The following is a 22,709-nucleotide window of genomic DNA, read 5'->3' on the forward strand; positions in this document are numbered from 1 at the left end:
AAGATGAATTTAATTTATGACGGAGAATTTGATAAAAGAAATAACGAGTATAAAAAGTAAAATAGATCAATTATATCAGAATAAGCAATCATATGTTCCAGGATTATTAAATGAATTAGGCGGTCTTTGTCTTTTTTATTTTTATCATGGGAAAATTTTTAATGATCCTGAAAGTTTAGACAAAGGAAGTATATTGGTTGATCATATTCTGGAAGGGATTAAGGCTAGTATAAAATATAATAATTATAGATTCAGTACGGGGGCAGCAGGTTTAGGTTGGTTATTAAAATTTCTTCATAAGGAGGAGTTTGTTGATTTCGAAGTAGAAGATGCATTGTCTGATTTGGATGAGTATATTTATAACTACGCTATTGAAGAGATCAATCGGGATAATTACGATTTTTTACATGGAGCTATCGGAGCTTTATACTATTTTACGGAGGGAGCTCATAAAACAAATCACTACATAGATAATATTGTTTCCAAACTGGCTTTAAGAACTGAAAGTACGATCTATAATAAGCCGTATTGGCCATCTTTTAATGTAAGCGAAGGTAAAAGATATGATGATACACTCAATTTCGGACTTTCACATGGGCAGCCGGCTATCGTATCTGTTTTATCAAAGGTTTATCAGCTGAACTCAAGTAATGAATTAAAGATATTGCTGAACGATGCAACGTCTGCAATGCTGGATTTTAAATTTAAAACAAAGAAAAACTCTCTTTTTCCTACGATGACATCTGCAGCTGAAAGTATTGAACACAATATGAGTAGGGGATCCCGACTGGGATGGTGTTATGGAGATTTAGGAATGGGTATTTCGTTGTGGGATGTTGGAACAGCGATTCAAAATGAAGATTTTAAAAGTATAGCTTTAGGTTGCATTAATTTTTCAGCACCCAAAAGAGATCTCAATATCAATAGTATTAAAGATGCCGGAGTTTGCCATGGATCAGCAGGTGTAATGCATATTTTTAATAAGTTTTCTTACCTTAACAAAGAAGCTGATTATTCTGAAGCCATAGAGTATTGGAAGAATATAACGATTGAAATGATTCATTCTGAAGAAGAAAAATATGAAACCGGTCATTCCGCATGGCATAATGAGCGGGGATATTATAACGATTTTGGCTTTTTACAAGGGCTTAGTGGTGTCGGGTTATCTTTACTTTCTTTAATAGATCCTGATATTAAATGGGGTGATGTGTTATTAATGTAAGTTCTTTAATTATATCAACAACAATGTACGAGAGTAATTTTTATGCAGTGAGGAAGCCTCTTCTGCCTTTGAAAAATCTTTTTGACTTTTATAAATTCTCTGAAGCTAATGATGATCAAGAGATTCTTAATTATCTTATCAAAGAATTTTCTGAAAACTATCAATTAAATGAGGCGTTATATCTTGCCTCTGATATTCTATATAATGAGACTCTGAAATATGTCGCAACACCAGACAACTTTTCAGATAAGGACAAGAAAAAGCTACTTCATTCTTTAGCTAAATATTACATAAGGTCAGCAAGTCGCTGCACTCCATTTGGATTATTTGCTAATTTTAGCCAAGGCACCTATAAGGAACGGGGAGAAGATGAAGAAACATCAGGTTCATTACAATATTTCCCACGTTTAGATATGGAGGTTCAATATCAAATAGGAGATTATATTTCGAAACTTGAAGGCGTACAGGAGTTCTTGACCTACAGAGTAAATAATAGTTTATATAAAGCAGGAGGGAAATACAGGTATGTGGAATACAGATTAAAAAAGATGAATCTCACCCATCATCTTGTATCGTTGGAATCTGATGAAGTATTGTCTTATATTATTAAGATATCCAGATCTGGTATAAGTTATACCTTATTGGTTGAGAAATTATTAAATAAATATGATGTTTCAAAAGAAGAATTAGTTGGCTATATTAATGGGTTAATTCTTAATAAAGTTTTAACGAGTAATCTGGATATCAATGTTTCAGGTGAAGATTATTTTGATATCCTGTTAGAATTTTTGGAAAATCTACATCAAAAAGGGATCAGCGATAAAATTTCAGAGATCAGAAATATCTTATTACAAGTAAAAGACTTATTGCTTCAGGTGAGTAGCAGTCAGTCAAATATAGAATTTTATAAAGAAATTCATAGACATATTACTACTGTATTGCCGGGGATCGCAGAAAAGAATCTGATACAACTGGATGTCATAGATTTAAAAGACGATCAGACTTTTAGTACTGACACAAAGAAAGAATTAAAAGGGTTAATCAATATTGTTTCTAAATTTTCCACACCACCTTCTCAAAATTCCTGGTTTGAAGTTTTTAAAAGAGCATTCAAAGAACGATATGAAGATAGAAGGGTCAAACTGGCAGAGGTTTTAGACGGAGAATTGGGGATTGGTTACAAAAGTGCCAGAAGCACTAGGGATTTTTATGATAATGGAAAAAAGAATGATAATAATAGGCTAACAACTTTTGTTTTACACAAATACCACGAATATTTAAAACAGAACAAGGATCAGATTACTATTAATACCACTGATATAAAAACTCATTTTAATGATACTGTATCAGCGGATCTCCCACATATTAACTTTTTTTTTAAAATCTATCCGCAGAAGACAGAGGACCTCATTCATATTTCATCCCTTTCAAGTTCTTTGGGAAACAATCTTATAGGACGTTTTTGTTCTTCACATGAGAGCGCCTATAATAACTTAAGTAAATTAATGGATGAGCATGAAGAACTGGACAAAAATTATATCTACGCTGAGGTTATTCATTTACCACAGGCAAGAGCCGGGAATGTCATTGCAAGACCACATTTTGGAGGGTACGAAATTCCCTATTTGTCTCATTCTGTACTTCCTGAAAAACAAAAAATTTATGCAGATGATCTCTATATTCAGCTGATAAATAATGAATTATTTTTATTTTCCGGAAAGCTGGAAAAGCCTATTAAACCTCGTTTGTCCAATGCGCATAACTTCAGTAAGAATGGCCTCCCTATCTATCATTTTTTATGTGACATGCAATATCAGGGTAATCCTTATATTAAAGTATGGGATTGGGGAATTATAGACTCCGTCGAAGAGTCTTTTCCAAGGGTTACGTATGGGAATTATGTATTGGAACCAAAAAAATGGGTGATAAGAAATGAAAAATTTTTAGGATTAAAAAAATGCAAAAATCTTAGTGATTTCAAAAATAAGCTGGAGATAATCAGAAAAGAATTAAGTATTCATAATTTAGTTACCTTTAAAGAAGGTGATAATACAATTTGCCTTGATATATCAACTTCATTAGGGATGGATATGCTGTGGAAAATTGTCGATAGGAAAGATAAATATATTACCTTATATGAGAGTTTATGGGAACAGACGAATGAACATACGGACCCTATTTACCATAAAGAAATTATAGTCCCTTTTATAAATAAAGATAAAAAGTATCCTGCTATTAGAACGTCTGCAGAAAGAAAACTGAATAGTAAAGACGATTACAATGCCCACGTGTTTATTCCGGGGTCTCAGTGGATTTATCTTAAAATTTATGTGGATTTTAAGTTTATCAATAAAATACTTCTCCAACTTGCAGATTGTATTGAAAGTAAATTTGTTAAAAAAGGAATTGTTGAAAAATGGTTTTTTATAAGATATTCAGATCCCAAACAACATTTGAGACTGCGTCTGTATGTAAGTGATTTACAGTTTCTTTCTGCGATAATGAAGGCTTGTAACAATGTATTGACACCGCTGGTTAAAAAAGGATATGTATCAAATATTGTTCAGGATACCTATGTCAGAGAGCTGGGAAGGTATGGAGGTGCCAATATTACTGATTCTGAAACGCTGTTTTATTATGATTCATCATTGATATGTAAAATATATAACTTTCGGAATACGATAAGTTATCAGGATCTGTTTTTAGTGGGCTATTATCTCACAGAATACTATCTTAATCTTTCTGATCTCAATGATGAGGCCAGATTACATTTCCTGGAAAGGCAATTTAATAACTATGCAAGAGAGTTTGAATATACGAAAGACAAGATAATGAGAAACAGCCTACATGAAGAGCAGAGGAGGATGAAAGATATTGTGATTGCCGAGAAGCTCAATGAAGAGGTGATAAAGCTTATTAACCAATCCAATTTGAAACAAGCCATTGATCAGATTAAAAAAAATGTCGGAAATGATTATTTATCTGTTTTGTCCAGCTATATTCACATGAGTATGAATCGGTTGTTTACGGAAAAACAACGCTTTAATGAATTTAAAATTTATTTTTTCTTATTTAAAAAATATCAGTCGATTAAAGCACGGAAGTCTGTTGAAGTATAAGTTTGTTATTTAAATCATTGTGAAGAAATTTCCCTTTTATCGCCAGCCCGATGCTAAGGATTGCGGCCCAACCTGCTTACGTATTATTAGTAAATATTATGGTAAGCTGGTAAGCTTGCAGCATATCAGAACGCTTTCCGAGACAACAAGAATCGGAAGCAGCTTATTAAATTTGAGTAATGCAGCGGAAAAAATTGGGTTTAAAACGAATGGAGTAAAAATAAATTTTGACCTTCTTTCAAGAGCGATCCCATTACCTTGTGTTGTGCATTGGGACAAAAAACATTTTGTAGTAGTATACGAAATCAAGAAAAAATCCAAAGATTATTTGATCTATATATCAGATCCCGCTCATGGGCTTGTTACGTACAGGAAAAATGAATTTATAAAACACTGGATCGGAAATAATGCCGATGAAACCTTAAAAGAAGGTATTGCCTTGGTGGTAGAAACAACGCCAGCCTTTTATAATAAAGAATGGGATGATGAAGGGAAAAAACTGAATCTCAGATTTCTGAGCCGTTATGCAATTAAATATAAATCATTAATTGTTCAGTTGGCGGTGGGTCTTCTTGCAGGAAGTTTACTTTCTCTGATCCTTCCTTTTCTTACACAAAGTATCGTTGATGTCGGGATTCAGAATAAAGATATTAATTTTATTTATCTCGTACTGATTGCTCAGTTTATGCTCTATCTCGGAAGGATGGGAATTGACGTTGTCAGAAGCTGGATTTTACTGCACCTGAGTACGCGGATTAATATTTCTTTAGTTTCAGATTTTTTCATCAAACTCATGAAATTGCCGATCAGTTTTTTCGATACCCGAATGACAGGCGATATTATGCAGAGGATTGGAGATCACTCAAGAATAGAGCAGCTCCTTACAGGTTCCGCATTGAGTACTTTGTTTTCCATTGTTAACTTTTTTGTGTACAGTATTATTCTGTTGTTTTATGATTACAGATTATTCCTCGTATTCTTAGTTGGTGCTACCTTATATTCGGTGTGGATTCTTTTTTTCCTGAAAAAGCGAAAAGATCTGGATTATAAAAATTTCTCCCAGGTATCTCAGACCCAGAGTAAGGTCATTGAGTTGATTAACGGCATGCAGGAGATTAAAATGCAAAATGCCGAAAAGAAAAAAAGATGGGCATGGGAATCACTGCAGGTAAAGATATTCAGGTTAAGAATAGAGAGTCTTGCCCTGGATCAATGGCAGTCTATTGGTGGTGGATTTATCAATCAGATAAAAGATATGATCATTAGTTTTCTGTCAGCAAAATTGGTTATTGAGGGGAATATCACATTAGGAATGATGATGTCCATACAATATATCATAGGCCAGTTAAATGGCCCTATAGGCCAGGTGATAGGCTTTATTAAACAATTACAGGATGCCAGTATCTCATTAGAAAGACTTAATGAAATCCATGAGAAGGATGAAGAAGAAACTGAGGGCTCCCAATATATCCCGGAAATATCAGGGGGAGATCTGGTGGTTCATAACCTTAGTTTTAGATATACGGGATCAAATCAGAATGTTTTTGAGAATCTGAATCTGGTAATTCCCTATCAGAAAACAACGGCAATCGTTGGAGTTAGTGGGAGTGGTAAGACCACATTGATTAAGTTATTACTGAAGTTTTATGAACCTACCAATGGAGAGGTCAAACTCGGAAATCAAAATTTTAAGAATATTTCTCCGGTAATGTGGCGGGATTATGTAGGAGTTGTGATGCAGGACGGTTATATTTTTAATGATACCATTGCAGATAATATTGCGGTAGGCGATGATGATATCGATAAATCCAGATTAAGACATGCTGTGCATATTGCCAATATTAAAGAGTTTATAGAAGGCCTTCCTTTAACTTATAACACAAAGATCGGTAATGAAGGAATGGGAATAAGTGGCGGCCAGAAGCAGCGCTTATTTATTGCCCGTGCTGTCTATAAATCTCCGGAATATATATTCTTTGATGAGGCTACCAGCGCTTTGGATGCCAATAATGAAAGAACGATCATTGATAATCTTGAACAATTCTTTAAAGGGCGTACAGCAATAATTGTTGCTCACCGTTTATCGACGGTGAAACACGCGGATAAAATTATTGTCCTGGATCAGGGGAAAGTGATAGAAGAAGGAACCCATGCTGAATTAGTCGGTTTAAAAGGAGCTTACTACCAACTCGTAAAAAATCAATTGGAGCTTGGAAATTAGTAGTCTAGAAGATATTTTCCTCACGAATCACTTCGAAGTCTCTCCCTTCAATCTGTATCATTTTTGATTGCAGATAATTAAAAATTTTTTCTACATTATCATTATTATACTCTCCTTCAATGCAATTGATCCAGATTTGAATAAAGGTCTTATCCGGATAATCCTGCCATAGGTTGGTCTTTCTGTAATTTGGATCATTTAAGATCAGATCTGTTTTAACGTCAATAAATAATTCGTAGCCTATAAACCATGAATAAGTATGCAAAACATTCCTCATAAAGCTCATGTAATTATAGATATAGAGCTTTGAAGACTCATTGTGCATCAGGTAATTATAGTTAACTGAAAGTGAATAAGTTTTTAAGATGATAGCATCCCTGTTATGCTGAATATTCCTGAAAGGTGTATTCATAAACTTGTGAGCAATAGTGACCAATTCATCGATTGCATCATCTTTTTTATACAATATCTTTCCGATGCTAAAAAGCCTGGCTTCGAATTTCATATTACGTACATAGTCCTGCTGCATTCTTTTTTTTACGGAGTCAATGCTTTCAGCGAAATATGAAATTTTATTTTTTATGCCTTTCAGCGTTGCTTTTTGGGTAGTATCAAATATAATTCTGATATCAATGTCCGAATTTTCATTTTGTCGCCCCAATGCATGACTACCGGTTAATAATATTGCAATCACATAGTCTTTAGATTTCCAGTGATTGATAAAAGTAGTTAATACATCTTCCATGAGTTAGTTTTGCTAAAGATAACAAAAATCCCGGCTTTTAGCCGGGATTAATATTTATAAATTCTAAGATTTTAGATCATTAGAAGTTGAATGATAAAGTGGCAGCCCATGTAGTTCCGAAACCGAAATAAGCACGGTTACCAGTTGCAATACCATTGTACATTCTACCGGCTTGTTCCCATGTTTTCCCGTTGTCAGGATCTTTGGTGTCTTTAATTTGATCTGTTCCGAATATACTTGTAGCAGAGTCAGAGATGTAAATTTTATCAAAAAGGTTATAAACGTTAGCTCCGATTGTGAAATACTGAGCTTCGTTTTGTAATCTGATTTTATAAGAGAACCCTACATCGAATAAGTTGAAATCAGGTAATTTCAATACTCCTTTTTCCTGAGCTGAAACATTGGTGAATGTTCCCGCGTCAATAGTAGAATAAAGTTTACCTACATATCTCCACGTTCCGAAGATATTAAGATCTTTTACCGGCTTTATAGTAAGTCCTAATGATGCAGTCATCTGAGGGATACTGTTGTTGCTTGATCCTCCTACTTTTACTTTATCTAAGTATAATGTATTTCCTGAAGCATTAGCTAAAGTAACTGGGTTGTTATTGTCATCAAATGAAGCTACGCTAGCATTTCCTTTGTAATAGTAATCTCCCCAAGAGAACATCCCCTGAACTTCTATGAAACGGTTTGGTTTGTATACCCCGTCAAATTCTACTCCCTGGTGAACTTCAGTGATTCCATTGATTTCAGAATATCCTGTAGTCGTTGAACCGTCTGCTAATTGGAAAGTCTGACTTGTTTTTCTTAACCATCTGTCTTTCCACTGTGTTCTGTATACGTTAACGTTGGCAGTGAATTTCGCAGATCTGAATCCATATCCAATTTCAGCAGAAGAAATCTTCTCGTTAGTCAGATAAGGGTTAATGAACTGTTGGTTACTTGGATAAACGGAGTTAAGGAATGGCTGCTTGCTATAAAAACCTAAGTTAGCAAAAACATTGTGCTGCTCGTTGATGTTATAGTTGGCACCCCCTTTAATGTTATATCCGAAAATATTTTTAAATCCTGTCTTAGTATTTACAGTTTGACCTTTTGGTGTAATACTTCCATCTACCACGTAATTATCAATTCTTTGGTAACCCTGGTTAGATACGGAACCTTGTAAGAAGGCAGATAGTTTATCTTTAGTATATTCTACCTGCGCAAATCCGCTATACCAAAGTACTTCTCCATCGTTGCTATATCCTATCTGATCTTCAGCTGGAGCCATTTTACCTCCGAATGGATTCCAGTTAAGTTTTTTGTAATCATAAAGTGCATTTACGATTCTAGGGGTTGCAATGTTTTTGTTAGCATTATCCTTGTATCCTGCACCTCCGTAAAGATCTGTAAGAACCTGATAGTGGTACCCATAGTAATATCTGTCATCTGTACCTACTGAGAAGTTCCAGTTGTCATTAATTTTGTGCTGGAAATTAGCCAAAATACCATACCAGTTGTGAGAGTTGATATTTGATCTTCTAACCAAAGTACTTCCTGCTCCTGCAGTATTTAAATTAACGGCTGCGTTAGCGGCAAAAATAGCATCATAGTTAAAGTGACCTGATGCATCAGTGAAGTTAGTGATTCCGTTTCCGCCCACTTTACCAAGCTCACCGGTTCCACCACCTCTACCGTTTGACATGTATAAAACTGTACTTAACTTAGATTTTTCACTCATTGTCCAGTCCCAGTTCAACATCATTACCGGCTTAGCATAATAATTTGATCTGTTAGCTAAAGCAACTCTGTTTCCTGATGCATCAGTATAATATCCAAAATCCGAATTGTATTTTCTGTATGGAGTTCCGTCGTTATTAGGATTGTATCTGATGTAATTTTGAATTGTTGGAGCGAAAGTTCTTTGATCGTGCCACTGAGGAGCAGATGTTACAGTAAATTGTAAGTTATGCTTTTTATTGATTTCATAACCTAATGCAAAGAAATATGCATAAGATTCATAATTTGTGTTTTCAATATAAGTACCTCCAGCCTGTCTGCTCATTAAAAATGATGCAGAAACACCATCTTTAGATTTCCCTGTGTTGTAAGAAAATGAAGTTTTTAAATAATCGTCGTTACCAACTCCTAATCTGATTACTCCACCTTTTTTCATGTCAGCTGAACGGGTAAGGAAGTTTACTGTTCCCCCTACAGAAGCAATCGCTAATTTAGAAGAACCTAAACCTCTCTGAACCTGTAATGTACTTGTTACATCAGCTAGTCCGGTCCAGTTTGAGAAATAAACAGCACCACCTTCCATATCGTTAACTGGCATACCGTTTACCATTACCGCGATGTTTCTTGTTTCGAAACCTCTGATGGTAAGACCTCCATCACCAAAACCACCTCCAGATTTTGTAGCGTAAACAGACGGAGTAGTGTTCAAAATCTCAGGTAACTCCTGGTTACCCAATCTTTCTGCAAGTTGTGCTGCTTTAATAGTAGATGCAGCAACCGGTGTCTTTCTATCTTTAGCGATATCCGTAACACCTCTTAGGATTACCTCATCAATGTCTTTAGACTTAGCTTGCACCGTGTCCTGAGTTTGTTGAGCGTAATAAACACTAGCTGTGGATAATGTAATAACCGCAGTCAGTATTGATTTGTTGATTAATTTCATAATCGTTAGTAATAATTAGATTTAATTTTCTGCAAAATTCGCAAAATAAATTTTAACTATTATTAACTCAATGTTAATTTTTAATCAGTCTTAATAATATTAAGTGGTTGATTTTCAGTATTTTAAATAAAAGTTGAATTTTTGTATGAAAAAAGTCATGTTATTGTATTTTTAACAAAGTGCTGGTGTTTTTGTTAAAAATTCAAAACTATTTCACTGCCTTGAGACTCAAATCGATATTTTCAGCCGAGTGTGTAAGGGCTCCCGCAGAGATATACGTGACACCGGTGGAAGCAATTTCTTTAAGCATATCGCGGGTAATTCCACCTGAAGCTTCAGACTCGCATGAACCGTTAATCATTTTTACCGCCTGCTTCATTGTTTTGACATCCATGTTATCAAGCATGATTCTGTCAACTTTTGTTTTGATCGCTTCCTGTACCTCTTCAAGGTTTCTGGTTTCGACCTCTATTTTCAGCTTTTTCTTATTCTTTTTAATATAATCTTTGGCCATCTTCACTGCATTGGTAATGCTTCCGTTGTAGTCAATATGATTATCTTTCAACATAATCATATCATACAGACCATATCTATGATTGGTTCCACCGCCTATGGCAACAGCCCATTTTTCACAAATTCTGAAGTTAGGAGTTGTTTTTCTGGTATCCAGTAATTTTGTTTTTGTCCCTACCAGCCTTGAATCCCAGTCATGCGTCAATGTGGCAATTCCACTCATTCTTTGCATGCAGTTCAAAAGAAGCCTTTCCGTAGAAAGAATGGATCTTGCACTACCTGTTACGATAAATGCGATGTCACCAACTTTTGCTGCGTCACCATCTTTAAGAAAAGTTTCAACTTTTAAGTTTTTATCAAATGCTTTGAAGATAATTTCTGCCAATTCTACTCCGGCCAGAATACAGTTCTGTTTTACTAAAAGCTTAGCACTTTGTTCCAAATCCTTTGGAATAGTGGAAAGGGTAGAGTGGTCCCCATCCTGGATATCTTCTTCTAAGGCATTATTTATAAAAGTTTTTAATGCTTTATCGGTTACGTATGCTGGTCTTTTCATTGTATATGCTTTTAGGCTAGGTCTTTATTATAAAATGCGCCCTTATTCTCCGTCATCTCCATAGATTGGGTAATGATAAGGTGTGCGACGGTGGTCAGGTTTCTTAATTCTGATAATTGAGGTGATAAAATGGAATAGTGGTAGATTTCATCAACAGCTGCAGCAATTTCCTGGTGTTTTTGCAGTGCCATCGCCAAACGTTTATTGCTTCTTACGATACCTACCAGATCACTCATCATTTCCTGAAGTTGTTTTCTAAGATAGCTGACGATTACCATTTCATCCATGATTTTCATTCCTTCCTCATTCCATTCCGGAACCGCTTTCAGGTCATCAAAATTGAAATTATTTTCATTTAATAAGGCTACCGTTTTCATGGCTGCATTGTGTCCGAAAACCAATCCTTCAAGCAAAGAATTCGAAGCCAGTCGGTTAGCGCCGTGTAATCCTGAATTGGTACATTCTCCCACAGCAAATAGATTCCTGATAGAAGATTGTCCGTCTCTGTCTACCTCAATACCCCCCATTAAATAATGGCAGGCAGGAACAACAGGGATCAATTGAGTAAATGGATCAATTCCCTCGTCTTTACATTTTTTATAAATATTGGGGAAGTGTTCCAGAAACTTATCCTGATTCATTTCACGGCAATCCAATCCCACATATTCATCTCCGGAAATTTTCATTTCATTGTCAATGGCTCTGGCAACGATATCTCTTGAAGCCAGTTCTTCACGCTCATCGTATTTCTGCATGAATTTTTCGCCTCTCTTAGTTCTCAGTTTTGCCCCGTCTCCTCTTACTGCTTCGGAAATAAGGAACAGCATGCCGTCAATCTTATTATATAAAGCGGTAGGGTGGAATTGGTAATACTGCATGTTGGAAACCTTTCCCTTTGCTCTTGCTACAAAAGCGATTCCGTCTCCGGTGGCAATGGTCGGGTTAGTCGTATTTTTATAGACATGGCCGGCTCCTCCTGTAGCAGCCAATGTTATTTTGGAAGTGATTTTCTTAATCGTTTTGGATTTTTCATCCAGAATATAAGCTCCATAGCAATTGATAGCTCCTTCATTAAGTTCTTTTCCCGGAATATGGTGCTGGGTAATAATATCAATCACATAATGATGATCCAGGATCTCAATATTGGGACTGTTTTTAGCGGTTTCCAGTAAAGCTCTTTCAATCTCAAAACCGGTGATATCTTTATGGTGGACGATTCTGTTTTCAGTGTGGCCTCCTTCTCTCCCCAAGGCGAACTTCCCGTTTTTCATATCAAACTGAGCGCCCCATTCTACAATTTCATTGAATCTTGATGGAGCCTCTTTTACAACCATTTCTACCACATCACGTTTGTTCTCGCCATCACCGGCACGCATGGTGTCTTCAATATGTTTTTCAAAATTATCATTTTGAAAATCTGTAACTACCGCGAGACCACCTTGTGCATACTTGGTATTGCTTTCGTCTTCATCAGATTTGGTTACAATGATGATTTTGGCATCTGGGAGCTGTTCAGAAACTTTAATGGCATAGGAAAGTCCGGAAATGCCGGAACCGATTACTAATACATCCGCTTTTATCATATGCTTACTTTAGGTACAATCGTTTAAATATTAAATAAATTTAAACAATTTTTCGTTTGGTTTTCTTACTTTTTTCATGTGCTGGAAATCATCTTCTGCAGAACGGTAGCCTAAAGCGAGGGTAACGGTTACTTTTTCTGTTTCCGGATTTATATTTAGAATTTCTTCAATTAAATCCTGTCGGAAGCCTTCCATAGGGCAAGAGTCAATATTTTCAATTGCAGCGGCATACATAAGATTTGCCAATACAATATAAGACTGTTTTTCTGCCCAGTTGAAGATCTCATCCTGTGTTTTCTGATTGATATGCTGGCTGATACTGTTTTTAAACGGATCAAGATTCTCTAAAGGAGTTTCTCTCACTTCCGAAATATGGCTGAAATATCCCCGGATATAATTCTCTTCAATTGTCTTCTTTGAAATAATAACAATAAGATGAGAACAAGTGGAAATTTGTGATGGATTATAAAAAGCCGGAATCAACTTCTGCCTCATTTCCTCACTCTCAACAACGACAATTTTATAAGGCTGTAATCCAAGGGAACTGGCAGACAGCTTTCCTGACTCAAGAATGTTGTGTAAAGTCTCCTGAGGAATGATTTGATTATTAAATTTTTTCACAGAATATCTTCTGCTTAAAGCTTCCAAATAATTCATAAGGCAAATTTAAGAATTGAATATGAATAAAGAGTCTTTAAAATGAAATATATCCTTTTAATTCAAACAAAAAATCACTCCGGCTGGCGGAGTGATTCTATAATGATAAATGAAATAAGATTATTCTCTGTTTTTAACAAGGATCCAACCGGAGAACTTTATTGGAGTGTTTGTTTTGTTATTTTCATTCCATGTGACAGAATACCAGTAGCTGCCGGTAGGAACTCTTCTTCCGTTGGCGGTTCCGTTCCACTTGTATCCGTTTGTTCTGTCTGCTCTGAAAAGCTGAACTCCGTAGCGGTCATAAATGTTGATTTCAAGATCTCTTTTATTGGCTAAAGCAGAGTAATCAATCACATCATTAATCCCGTCATCATTCGGAGTAATAACATTGATGATATTAGGGACGGTAATGTTGATCTCAATCGGAGTACAATTATAGCTGTCTTTTACATATACCTTAGATTCACCTCTCGGAACATTTGGGAATACATTGGAATCTTGCCAAACGATATTATCCATTGAATACTGGTAAGGAGGCATTCCTCCGTTTGCAAATATGGTTACGGTATTTCCGGAAACATCAACGTTTGTTACTACAGGATTTTCCGATGGTAATATTTTCACTGTTTGCAGAGCGATACAATCACCGGTCTTTAATTTCACCCAGTAGGTGCCAACTCCCACATTGTTGATGGCTTGTGTTGTTGCTCCTGTACTCCATTCATAACTTTTAAAACCAGGGCCGGCATCCAGCGTTGTTTTGCTTTCCATACAAATGATTTTATCTTTTAAAACTCTGGAAAAAACAGGTGCCAATACCGTTAGCGCCACTTTAGCAATAGAATAACATCCGTTTGAATTAAATACTTTTATGTAGGCTACACCGGTAGGAGCGACATAGGCCGCAGCGGCCGTAGCACTAATTTCATTGGTTTCATTAATAGCATCCGTTAAAGAAGGATAATATTTTTTTGTCAATCCCCCTTGTGAAACAACTGCTCCTGTAAGATTGAAAGATGCCATGGATGGGTTGCCTTCAATAGGGCAGGATTTTAATTCCGTATCGGTTACCACTACTACAGGGTGGATGTTAAGTGTGATTTTAGAGGTGCTCACACATCCTTGTGCTGTAGTCACCCTTACATATATGGTAGCGGCAGCAGATGCGTAAGCAGAAGGGTTTGTAATCTGGTTAATTCCATTATTCAGATCATATAGAGTAGGATAGAATTCTTTGGTGGTTCCCGTTAATGTGGTGACAGCAGCGGTAGTGAGATCAAATGTTGCTGTGCCGGCATTATTGTTATTACATCCGGTAAGCGTCGCATCAGTAGCAGAAAATGGAGTCGGATTCAGTTGGATAACTCCGTCTCCGTTGTCGCAAAGTGTTGAAGTAGGATCTTTTACGATAACTTTAATGGTGGTGTTTCCTGAATATTGAAAACTTGTAGGGTTGGCAATAGGAGTGGAGCTTCCCAGGAGATAATAAGTGAAAATATAATTTCCGGGATTATTAACAAATTGAGAGTTGTAAGAAGTTAAATCCACAACTCCATTGCCTGTTGCTGGATTGGTGCATACAAAAGGAGTGATGGTGTTACTTAAAATGGGAACTTTATCTACAAATACTTTTACATTCTGAATTGAATGCCTTGCACTTGCGCCTCCTGTTGCCGCAGAGAAACCAAAATAGCCCTGGCTCATTCCAACCGCACCTCCCGAAGGAGCAAAGGATTGATCGGCAATGAGAACGCCGTCAATTTTTATTTTAATAATCCAGTTTGTAGGGTTGGAAAGATCGGTTTCTCCGTTTACTTCAACATGCTTGTAAGTATTCCCTACAAATGGGATAGTGCCGATCAGGTCAGGAGAGTGAAACGTGCTTCCAGGAGTATTGTTAAATTCTATATTATTTCCGGCAGTGTTATTGGTCCCATATAAAAGGTGCACCTTGCTCATCTGGCCTTCTGTAGTATTGTTGAAAATATCGAAGCCTACCATTAAGCCTGATGCATTGGCCGGAATTCCTAGTCCTCCACCTGATACAAAACCTGTAGGCGGATTAGCCAGATACCAGAAGGTAAATCCGTCACCTCTGCCAAACTGGGCAGTTCCGTTGCCATCTATTCTGAAATCAAACTCTACTTTCCATTTATCACAATAACTTAATGTAATAGGATCGGCAAGAGTAATAGCTCCGAACCTGCTGGTCTGATCGGTAGTAAGTCTTATGAAATCCGTACTTACAACAGCATCTGAAACCAGGTTCCAGCCTGTTGTATTAACAGGGTTTCCGGAGAGTTGATAGGTTTGTGAAAATAATTTTGGAGGTAATCCAAATAGAAAGGCTAATAAACAAATGAGTATATGTTTTTTCATAGTGGATGGATTATGGTATTGTTAGTTGCTTTATAATGGAAATAGCATTTTATAATTTTTGTTTTGAATTAAAATAGATTTACAACACCAAAGCTACCCCCAATGAGAGGCAGCTTTGGAGTTAAAATTTATTCTCTGTTTTTTACCAATACCCAACCGGAATATTTCGTTTCGGTATTGTTTTTATTATTTTCATTCCATGAAATAGTGTACCAGTATGTGCCTGTAGGAACTCTTTTCCCGGATGCCATTCCATCCCATGTGAAGTTTCTTACTTTGCCTGCTTCGTAAAGCTTGTTCCCGTATCTGTCATATACAATGAAGATCAGGTTCTTTTTGTAAGCTAAGGCAGAATAGTCGATAAAATCATTGATGTTGTCGCCATTAGGCGTGATTGCGTTCACAAGATTTGGGACTGTAATCTGAACTTCAACAGGAGGACAATTGTAGAAATCTTTTACAAAAACTCTTACTTCACCTCGTGCCAGACCTGTAAATATATTCGATGTCTGCCAGGTACCGCCATCTATTGAATATTGATACGGAGGTGTGCCTCCCGATACGTTAACGGTAATGGTATTGTGATTAATATCAATGCTTGAAATGACAGGATTAGGAGCTGCCAATACTTTTACAATCTGAGTGGTGATACAGTTTCCGGTTTTAAGTTTAACCCAATAAAGACCTACGCCTACATCTTTGATAGAAGGAGTTGTTTCTCCTGTGCTCCACTCATATCCGTTGAAGCCTGGTCCTGCATCCAAATCTGTTTTCTCACCGATACAAACCGTTTTATCTTTCAGTATCGCCGATTTTACCGGTGGTAGAACGATAAGATTTATTTTAGCAATAGCAAAACATCCATTGGAGTCAGTTACTTTTACATAAACGGCAGTGGTTGTCGACATGTACTGAAGGGAATTCATAATTTCATTAGTTCCGCTTAGTGCATCACTTACTGAAGTGTAATATTTTTTACTTGCACCGGTTGTTAATGAAGTAACATCCGCTGAGGTTAAATTAAAAATAGCGTTGGTTATATTATTTTCAATAAAACAAGATCGGAGAGTAGCTTCTTTTACAGGGGTTTCAGGATAGAAAGCCAGTGTTATTTTAGCAGTCCCTGTACATCCTTGTGGCGTTGTTACTTTCACATAGACCACTCCCGGAGCAGATAAATAATTATCAGGATACATGATCTCATTAGTATCTGCAGTCAGATCGCTTAATGTCTTATAATATTTTTTAACAACACCGGGAACATCGGTTACGGCTGCGCTATTCAGGTTGAAGGTGGCTGTTCCGGCTTTATTGTTATTGCAGGCAAGAATTGTTTTATCTTCTGCTTTAAAAGGCGCAATGGTCAACAGAATTTTTCCATCCGGGTTATCACACAATATTCCTGCATTATCTTTGATAACGACAGTCACTGTCGTATTGGCATTGAATTGATAATTGGTCGGGTTAGCAATAGGAGTAGAACTTCCAAATGGATAATAAGTAAAGGTATAATTGGAAGGGTTATTGACGAATTGAGAATTAAAACTGGTAAGATTTACACTGCCATATCCGGTACTTGGATTAGGGCAGAAGGATTGAGTCACTGAATTTTGTAAAATGGAAACCTTATCCGTATAAATTTTTACGTTTTTAATTGAATGTCTAGATCTTGCACCGCCCGTAGAAGATGAAAATCCGAAATATCCAACAGTCATTGCAGCTGCCGTGCCTGAAGGAGCGAAAGACTGATTACAAATGACATTGCCATCCATAGTGATCTTTACGATCCAGTTCGTGGGAGCGGCCGGATCTACCTGTGCTGTCACTTCAACGTGCTTAAAGGTTGTTCCTTGGAAGGGTTGTGTGCTATTCAGATCAGGTGAATGAAATGAACTCCCCGGAACATTAAAGAATTCTACATTATTGGTGTCGGTTGTATTTTGAACCTGTCCATAGGCAACATGGACTTTACTCATTGTTGTTGAGGTGGTATTGTTGTAAGAGTCGAATCCAACAATGAAACCAACAGCATTTTGAGAAACTCCGATTCCGGAACCTAATACACTTGCAATAGGTGGGTTTGCCAGATACCAGAATGCAATTCCGTCTCCATTGTAATTTTGGTTAGAATCCATTCTAAAATCAAATTCTACTCTCCATTTATCACAATATTTCAAGTTGATTGGATCGTTCAGCCGGATGGATCCGGACTGGTCGTTAGTGTCAGCAGTGAGTTGAATAAAATCAGTATTTATCGCTGCTGTTGGGACTAACGTCCATCCAGTTGTATTGACGGGATTTCCGCTAAGCTGATAGGTTTGAGCTAGTGATAAGTTTCCCGATATAAAAAGTATAACTATAATAAAATTAACCAGTAGTTTTTTATTCATTTAAATGGGATTTAGATTAATATGTAAAGATATTAAATCCTCTTAAATAAATGTGTACTTAATGTTAATTTTGTTAAAAAAATGTGTTTTTATTCAAAAAATAATATTTCTTAAGATGAAATAGTGAAAGTTATTCGTTCAATTGAAGGTTTGTCTTAATTGATTCAAAATAAGGAATTGCTATCGAGTCCCTCAAAATAGCTGTCAATTTCCAAATCGGGAGAGTTGGCTGCAGCCACTGCCAGTTTATCGCAAAGTTCATTTTCGAAATGGCCGGCATGCCCTTTTACCCAATGCATTTTGGGTGTATGCGTATTATAAAGCTCAATAAATCTCTTCCACAGATCAGGATTTTTTACATTTTTCCAGCTTCTTTTAATCCAGCCTGAAATCCAGTTTTGATTAACGGCATCTGCTACATATTTACTGTCTGTATAAACATGAATATCATTTTCTGTAGACTTCAGTTTTTCCAACGCCGTAATGACGGCTAGAAGTTCCATCCTGTTGTTGGTGGTTTTTCGGAAGCCTTTGGAAAATGTTTTCTGATAGTTTTTTTCAGGTACGCGCATGAGGATGCCATATCCGCCTTTTCCGGGGTTTCCGCTGCATGCTCCATCGGTATAGATTTCGATTCTCAAATCTGCTTTATAAAAATTGAATTATTTATTTTTTTAACCCTCTTTACATGTTATGTTTAAAAAGGGAAGTCGTCATCGTCATCAAAATCGTTCATCGATGATCCTGAAAGTTTTGAACTATCCGGCAGATCAAATGCTGCCCCTGGTTGAATTGTTGTTTTAATTTTATCAAAGCCACTAGGTTCGCCGAAGTTAGATGGGTATCCACCACTGGCACCACCATCAAATGCAGCTTCAATATCTCCAAATTTTGCAAAATGTTTCAGGAAAGATAGTCTGACGTCCGCCGTGGCGCCATTTCTGTGTTTTGCAATAATCAATTCTGCCTGATTTTCAGTAGTTGTTTCCTGTCCTTCATCATCATTATCCCACACTGTAATTTTGTAGTATTCAGGTCTGAAAATGAAAGATACAATATCCGCATCCTGCTCAATCGCTCCGGATTCCCTAAGATCTGAAAGCTGAGGTCTTTTTCCAGGACGGGTTTCCACACTTCTTGAAAGCTGGGAAAGTGCAATCACCGGAACATTCAATTCTTTTGCAATTGCCTTTAATGAACGTGAAATCATGGAAATCTCCTGTTCACGGTTTCCAACTCCTTTTCCTCCGCTTCCGGCTGTCATCAGCTGAAGGTAATCGACCATGATAAGCCTTACTCCATGCTGCATAACCAATCTTCGGCATTTTGCACGGAAGTCGAATATGGAAAGTGATGGTGTTTCATCAATATATAAAGGAGCGTTTTCCAATTCGGAAACATTAGAGAACAGCCTTTGCCATTCTTCGTCGTCAAGTGTTCCTTTTCGTAGTTTTTCAGAAGAAATTTTTGTTTCTGAAGCAATCATCCTTGTGATAAGCTGTACAGATGCCATCTCGAGAGAGAAAAGTGCCATTGGGATTTTGTGTCCTACGGCGATATTTCTTGCCATTGACAAAAGAAATGCTGTTTTCCCCATCGCGGGACGAGCCGCAATGATGATAAGGTCAGAATTCTGCCATCCACCGGTTTCCTTGTCTATATCTCTAAATCCTGAAGGTACTCCGGAAAGTCCTTGCTTGTCTTTTAAAGATTTAATGGTATCAATAGCCTGCTTTACCAATGAGTTTGCCGTGTCAAAACCCTTTTTGATGGTTCCGTTCGTAATTTCGAAAAATGACTGTTCCGCTTTATCCAATAATTCAAAAACATCAGTAGACTCTTTATAGGAAGAGTCAATTACATTGGCAGAAACATTAATAAGACTTCTTAAAATATATTTTTCCAGAATAACACGGACATGATATTCAATGTGGGCAGATGAACTTACTCCCATTGTAAGGTCGATAATATAATGGTCGCCTCCGGCCTGACTAAGTTTATCTTCTTTTTTTAACTCCTGGATAATCGTCATTAAATCTACAGGATGGTTGCCTTCATAAAGCTTTAAGATACTGGAAAAAATAATCTGATGTCTGGGATCATAAAATACTTCCGAGGTCAGGAGGTCAATAGAGTGGTCAAGACCTTTTTTGTCAATCAAAAAAGTTCCGATAACAAGTCTTTCAAAATCCACTGCATTGGGAGGCATTTTTCCATCCGCAATAGACAATTCTTTTGCAAAGTTTCCGTGTGTAAGGGATGATAATGTTTCTTTCTGCGCCATGATGCAAAGATAGTTTATTTAAAAAATATTTAAAAAATAGTATTCAACAAATTATGAGCAGTCTTTCCAAAAATGCTGTCAATAGGCGATTGGGTATGTTGATAAAAAAATCACCTCAGATAGAGGTGATTTTTTTAGATATAATAAGATAAAAAGTTATTCCTTGTTTTTTACCAATACCCATCCTGAATATTTGGTTTCAGTACTGTTTTTATCATTTTCGTTCCATGAAATGGTATACCAGTAAGTTCCTGTCAGGATCTTCTTACCGAAAGCTGTACCGTCCCATGTGAAGTTTCTTGTTCTGTTAGCTTCATAGAGCTTGTTTCCATATCTGTCATACACGGTGAATACAAGATTTTTCTTATAAGCTAATGCTGAATAATCGATGTAGTCGTTGATATTATCTCCGTTTGGTGTGATAGCATTGATCAGGTTAGGAACTGTAACTGTAATCTGGATAGGGGTACAATTGTAGGTGTCCTTTACATAAATTGTATTCTCTCCTCTAGGTAATCCTGAGAAAGAATTCGAATCCTGCCATGTAACACCATCTACAGAATATTTATAAGGAGGTACTCCTCCTGTAGCTGTTACCGTGATATTATTATTGGTAATTTCAATATTGGTAATAACCGGTTGAAGGCTTGCACGTACATGTACTTCCTGAAGAGTAAAGCATTTTCCTGTCTGAAGTTTTACCCAATAAGCACCTACGCCAACGTTGCTGATAGATTGAGTAGTTTCTCCTGTGCTCCATTCGTAGCTTACAAATCCAGGACCTGCATCTAATGTTGTCTTATTTTCTGCGCAAATGGTTTTGTCTTTTAAAACCGCTGACTTTACCGGAGGTAAAACTTTCAGCGTGATTTTAGCAATCGAGTAGCAATGTTGGTCATTTTCAACTCTTACGTAAACGATTGTACTTTCTGAAATATAAGCTGACGGATTTAAAATCGGGTTTGTTTGATTTTTAGCATCATCCAACGTTTTGTAATACTTGATTACGGTATTGGCTGGAATTGGGTTAGGCAAACCGATTGTTGCTTTGGTAAGATCAAATGTAGAACGGGTGATATCATTGTCAATATAACAGTTTTCAATAGTTGTATCGTTGATATTTACTGTTGCGAAGAATAATAATCTGATGGTCGTTGTCGCTGTACATCCAAAATTTGAAATAACTTTTACATATACCGTAGCTTCCGGAGAAAGATAATTAACAGGATCAGTAATCTCGTTAGTGTCTGCATTCATATCGGCTACAGTAGGGTAGTATTTAATAGTTGCTCCGGCACCACCAAATACATTTGCTGTTGTTAAATCATATTTTGCTTTACCGGCTCCATTATTATTACAGGAATATAGGGTTGCTGTATTGGCAGTAATGCTGGCATCTACAAATTTGAATTTTCCGGTTATGAAACATCCGTTGATCGGATTGTCCGGATTATTCGGATCCTTATATACCACTCTGTAATAATAGGTTGTTGTTCCATTTACTGTTGCGATGGTAAGCGGGTTGTTTCCTGTAAGTGCATCGTTGGTATTGGTGTGATAAGATACGTTGAAGTTAACATCGTTTCCATTAATAATCCCCGCGCTAAGCGTTGAGAAATTAAATTGTGTAGGTAATCCACAAACCATCACCTGACTTGGATCATTGGCATCTGCAGCTGGAATCCCAGGGGTAATAAATGGATTAGGGGAAAGAACCGGATCGTTAAATGCGGAACTTAAACTTGCCGTACCTGACCATATCATAGAAAAACCTTTCGCTGTACTACGGTAGTTGTCAATGATCAGATAATAAGTTTCACCTGCCAAAACATTCATATAAGGACTCCATTTGGTTGAGCCAACATTCATATCAGCCGTGTTGCCAGGAGGGTTAACCGGGAATACTGCCGGTGGCGGCATGGTTAAGTCCAGTCCAGTATCGCCGGATGTCCCAGAGAAGTTACATCTGATAGGTTGTTTGAAAATATATTGAATAGGATCCTCCATTAAACCGGCACATCCTGTTGAGGTAGGCCCGTATACCGCAAAATCATAATCATCAGTCTGTTGATTTGGTTTGATGGTGAATGCAAGAGTTCCTGAAGTTGCTGCAGTAAAGGTGTACCATACTGATAAGTTTTCATTGGAATTTAAACATCCTCCGTGTTGTTTTAGGATTTCCTGAATAAGGCCATGATCAGGCGGGTTATAGGAAATGTCAGAGTTACCACAAATTGGAATTGCTGAAACACAGTCAGATTGTGAATAAACAGCCTGTGTTATAAATAAAATTAAAAAGAGTAGTATTTTTTTCATTGTTAAAATGATTTTTGTGAAACAAATTTTGCGAAATAATTTTTTATCATTTT

General features: G+C 36.8%; 13 protein-coding genes. 3 read left to right on the forward strand and 10 right to left on the reverse strand.

Annotation, left to right across the window (positions count from 1 at the left end):
- Nucleotides 1-16 precede the first annotated feature (16 nt).
- Genes EG342_RS06945 through EG342_RS06955 form a run of 3 tightly spaced genes read left to right on the forward strand, consistent with a single transcriptional unit; the run spans nucleotide 17 to nucleotide 6,562 of the window.
- Nucleotides 17-1,222 carry a lanthionine synthetase LanC family protein gene (locus EG342_RS06945; protein ID WP_103289018.1) on the forward strand — a complete coding sequence of 402 codons (1,206 nt, stop codon included), beginning with the start codon at nucleotides 17-19 and terminating at the stop codon, nucleotides 1,220-1,222.
- Nucleotides 1,223-1,245: 23 nt separating this feature from the next.
- A complete protein-coding gene (locus tag EG342_RS06950) occupies nucleotides 1,246-4,341 on the forward strand; it encodes a lantibiotic dehydratase (protein WP_103289019.1) in 3,096 nt (1,031 codons plus the stop codon).
- 19 nt (nucleotides 4,342-4,360) lie between these two features.
- On the forward strand, nucleotides 4,361-6,562 hold the full coding sequence (locus EG342_RS06955; protein ID WP_103289020.1) for a peptidase domain-containing ABC transporter: 2,202 nt from the start codon (nucleotides 4,361-4,363) through the stop codon (nucleotides 6,560-6,562).
- 4 nt (nucleotides 6,563-6,566) lie between these two features.
- On the opposite strand, the gene EG342_RS06960 is transcribed toward EG342_RS06955, so the two are convergent.
- The 10 genes from EG342_RS06960 to EG342_RS07005 form a co-directional block, all read right to left on the reverse strand.
- Entirely contained in the window at nucleotides 6,567-7,307 is a 741-nt protein-coding gene (locus tag EG342_RS06960; protein ID WP_103289021.1) for a nucleotidyltransferase domain-containing protein, read from the reverse strand.
- A gap of 79 nt (nucleotides 7,308-7,386) precedes the next feature.
- Nucleotides 7,387-9,975, reverse strand: a complete 2,589-nt coding sequence (locus tag EG342_RS06965) for a TonB-dependent receptor (protein WP_103289022.1) — start codon at nucleotides 9,973-9,975, stop codon at nucleotides 7,387-7,389.
- 208 nt (nucleotides 9,976-10,183) lie between these two features.
- A complete protein-coding gene (nadC, locus tag EG342_RS06970; protein WP_103289023.1) occupies nucleotides 10,184-11,044 on the reverse strand; it encodes a carboxylating nicotinate-nucleotide diphosphorylase in 861 nt (286 codons plus the stop codon).
- An 11-nt stretch (nucleotides 11,045-11,055) separates the two neighbouring features.
- The gene (gene nadB, locus EG342_RS06975) at nucleotides 11,056-12,627 is read right to left on the reverse strand and encodes an L-aspartate oxidase (RefSeq protein WP_103289024.1); all 1,572 of its coding nucleotides are present in this window, start codon (nucleotides 12,625-12,627) and stop codon (nucleotides 11,056-11,058) included.
- Between the two features lie 30 nt (nucleotides 12,628-12,657).
- A complete protein-coding gene (locus tag EG342_RS06980; protein WP_103289025.1) occupies nucleotides 12,658-13,284 on the reverse strand; it encodes an NAD(P)H-dependent oxidoreductase in 627 nt (208 codons plus the stop codon).
- A 120-nt stretch (nucleotides 13,285-13,404) separates the two neighbouring features.
- On the reverse strand, nucleotides 13,405-15,666 hold the full coding sequence (locus EG342_RS06985; protein ID WP_103289026.1) for a T9SS type B sorting domain-containing protein: 2,262 nt from the start codon (nucleotides 15,664-15,666) through the stop codon (nucleotides 13,405-13,407).
- 128 nt (nucleotides 15,667-15,794) lie between these two features.
- A complete protein-coding gene (locus EG342_RS06990) occupies nucleotides 15,795-18,056 on the reverse strand; it encodes a T9SS type B sorting domain-containing protein (protein ID WP_103289027.1) in 2,262 nt (753 codons plus the stop codon).
- Between the two features lie 164 nt (nucleotides 18,057-18,220).
- On the reverse strand, nucleotides 18,221-18,697 hold the full coding sequence (gene rnhA, locus EG342_RS06995; protein WP_103289028.1) for a ribonuclease HI: 477 nt from the start codon (nucleotides 18,695-18,697) through the stop codon (nucleotides 18,221-18,223).
- Nucleotides 18,698-18,753: 56 nt separating this feature from the next.
- Nucleotides 18,754-20,340 (reverse strand): replicative DNA helicase, encoded by a 1,587-nt coding sequence (gene dnaB / locus EG342_RS07000; RefSeq protein WP_103289029.1) that lies wholly within the window; start codon nucleotides 20,338-20,340, stop codon nucleotides 18,754-18,756.
- Nucleotides 20,341-20,496: 156 nt separating this feature from the next.
- The gene (locus EG342_RS07005; RefSeq protein ID WP_103289030.1) at nucleotides 20,497-22,656 is read right to left on the reverse strand and encodes a T9SS type B sorting domain-containing protein; all 2,160 of its coding nucleotides are present in this window, start codon (nucleotides 22,654-22,656) and stop codon (nucleotides 20,497-20,499) included.
- Between the last annotated feature and the right edge of the window lie 53 nt (nucleotides 22,657-22,709).

Source organism: Chryseobacterium lactis, from assembly GCF_003815875.1.
GTDB classification, from domain to species: Bacteria; Bacteroidota; Bacteroidia; order Flavobacteriales; family Weeksellaceae; genus Chryseobacterium; species Chryseobacterium lactis.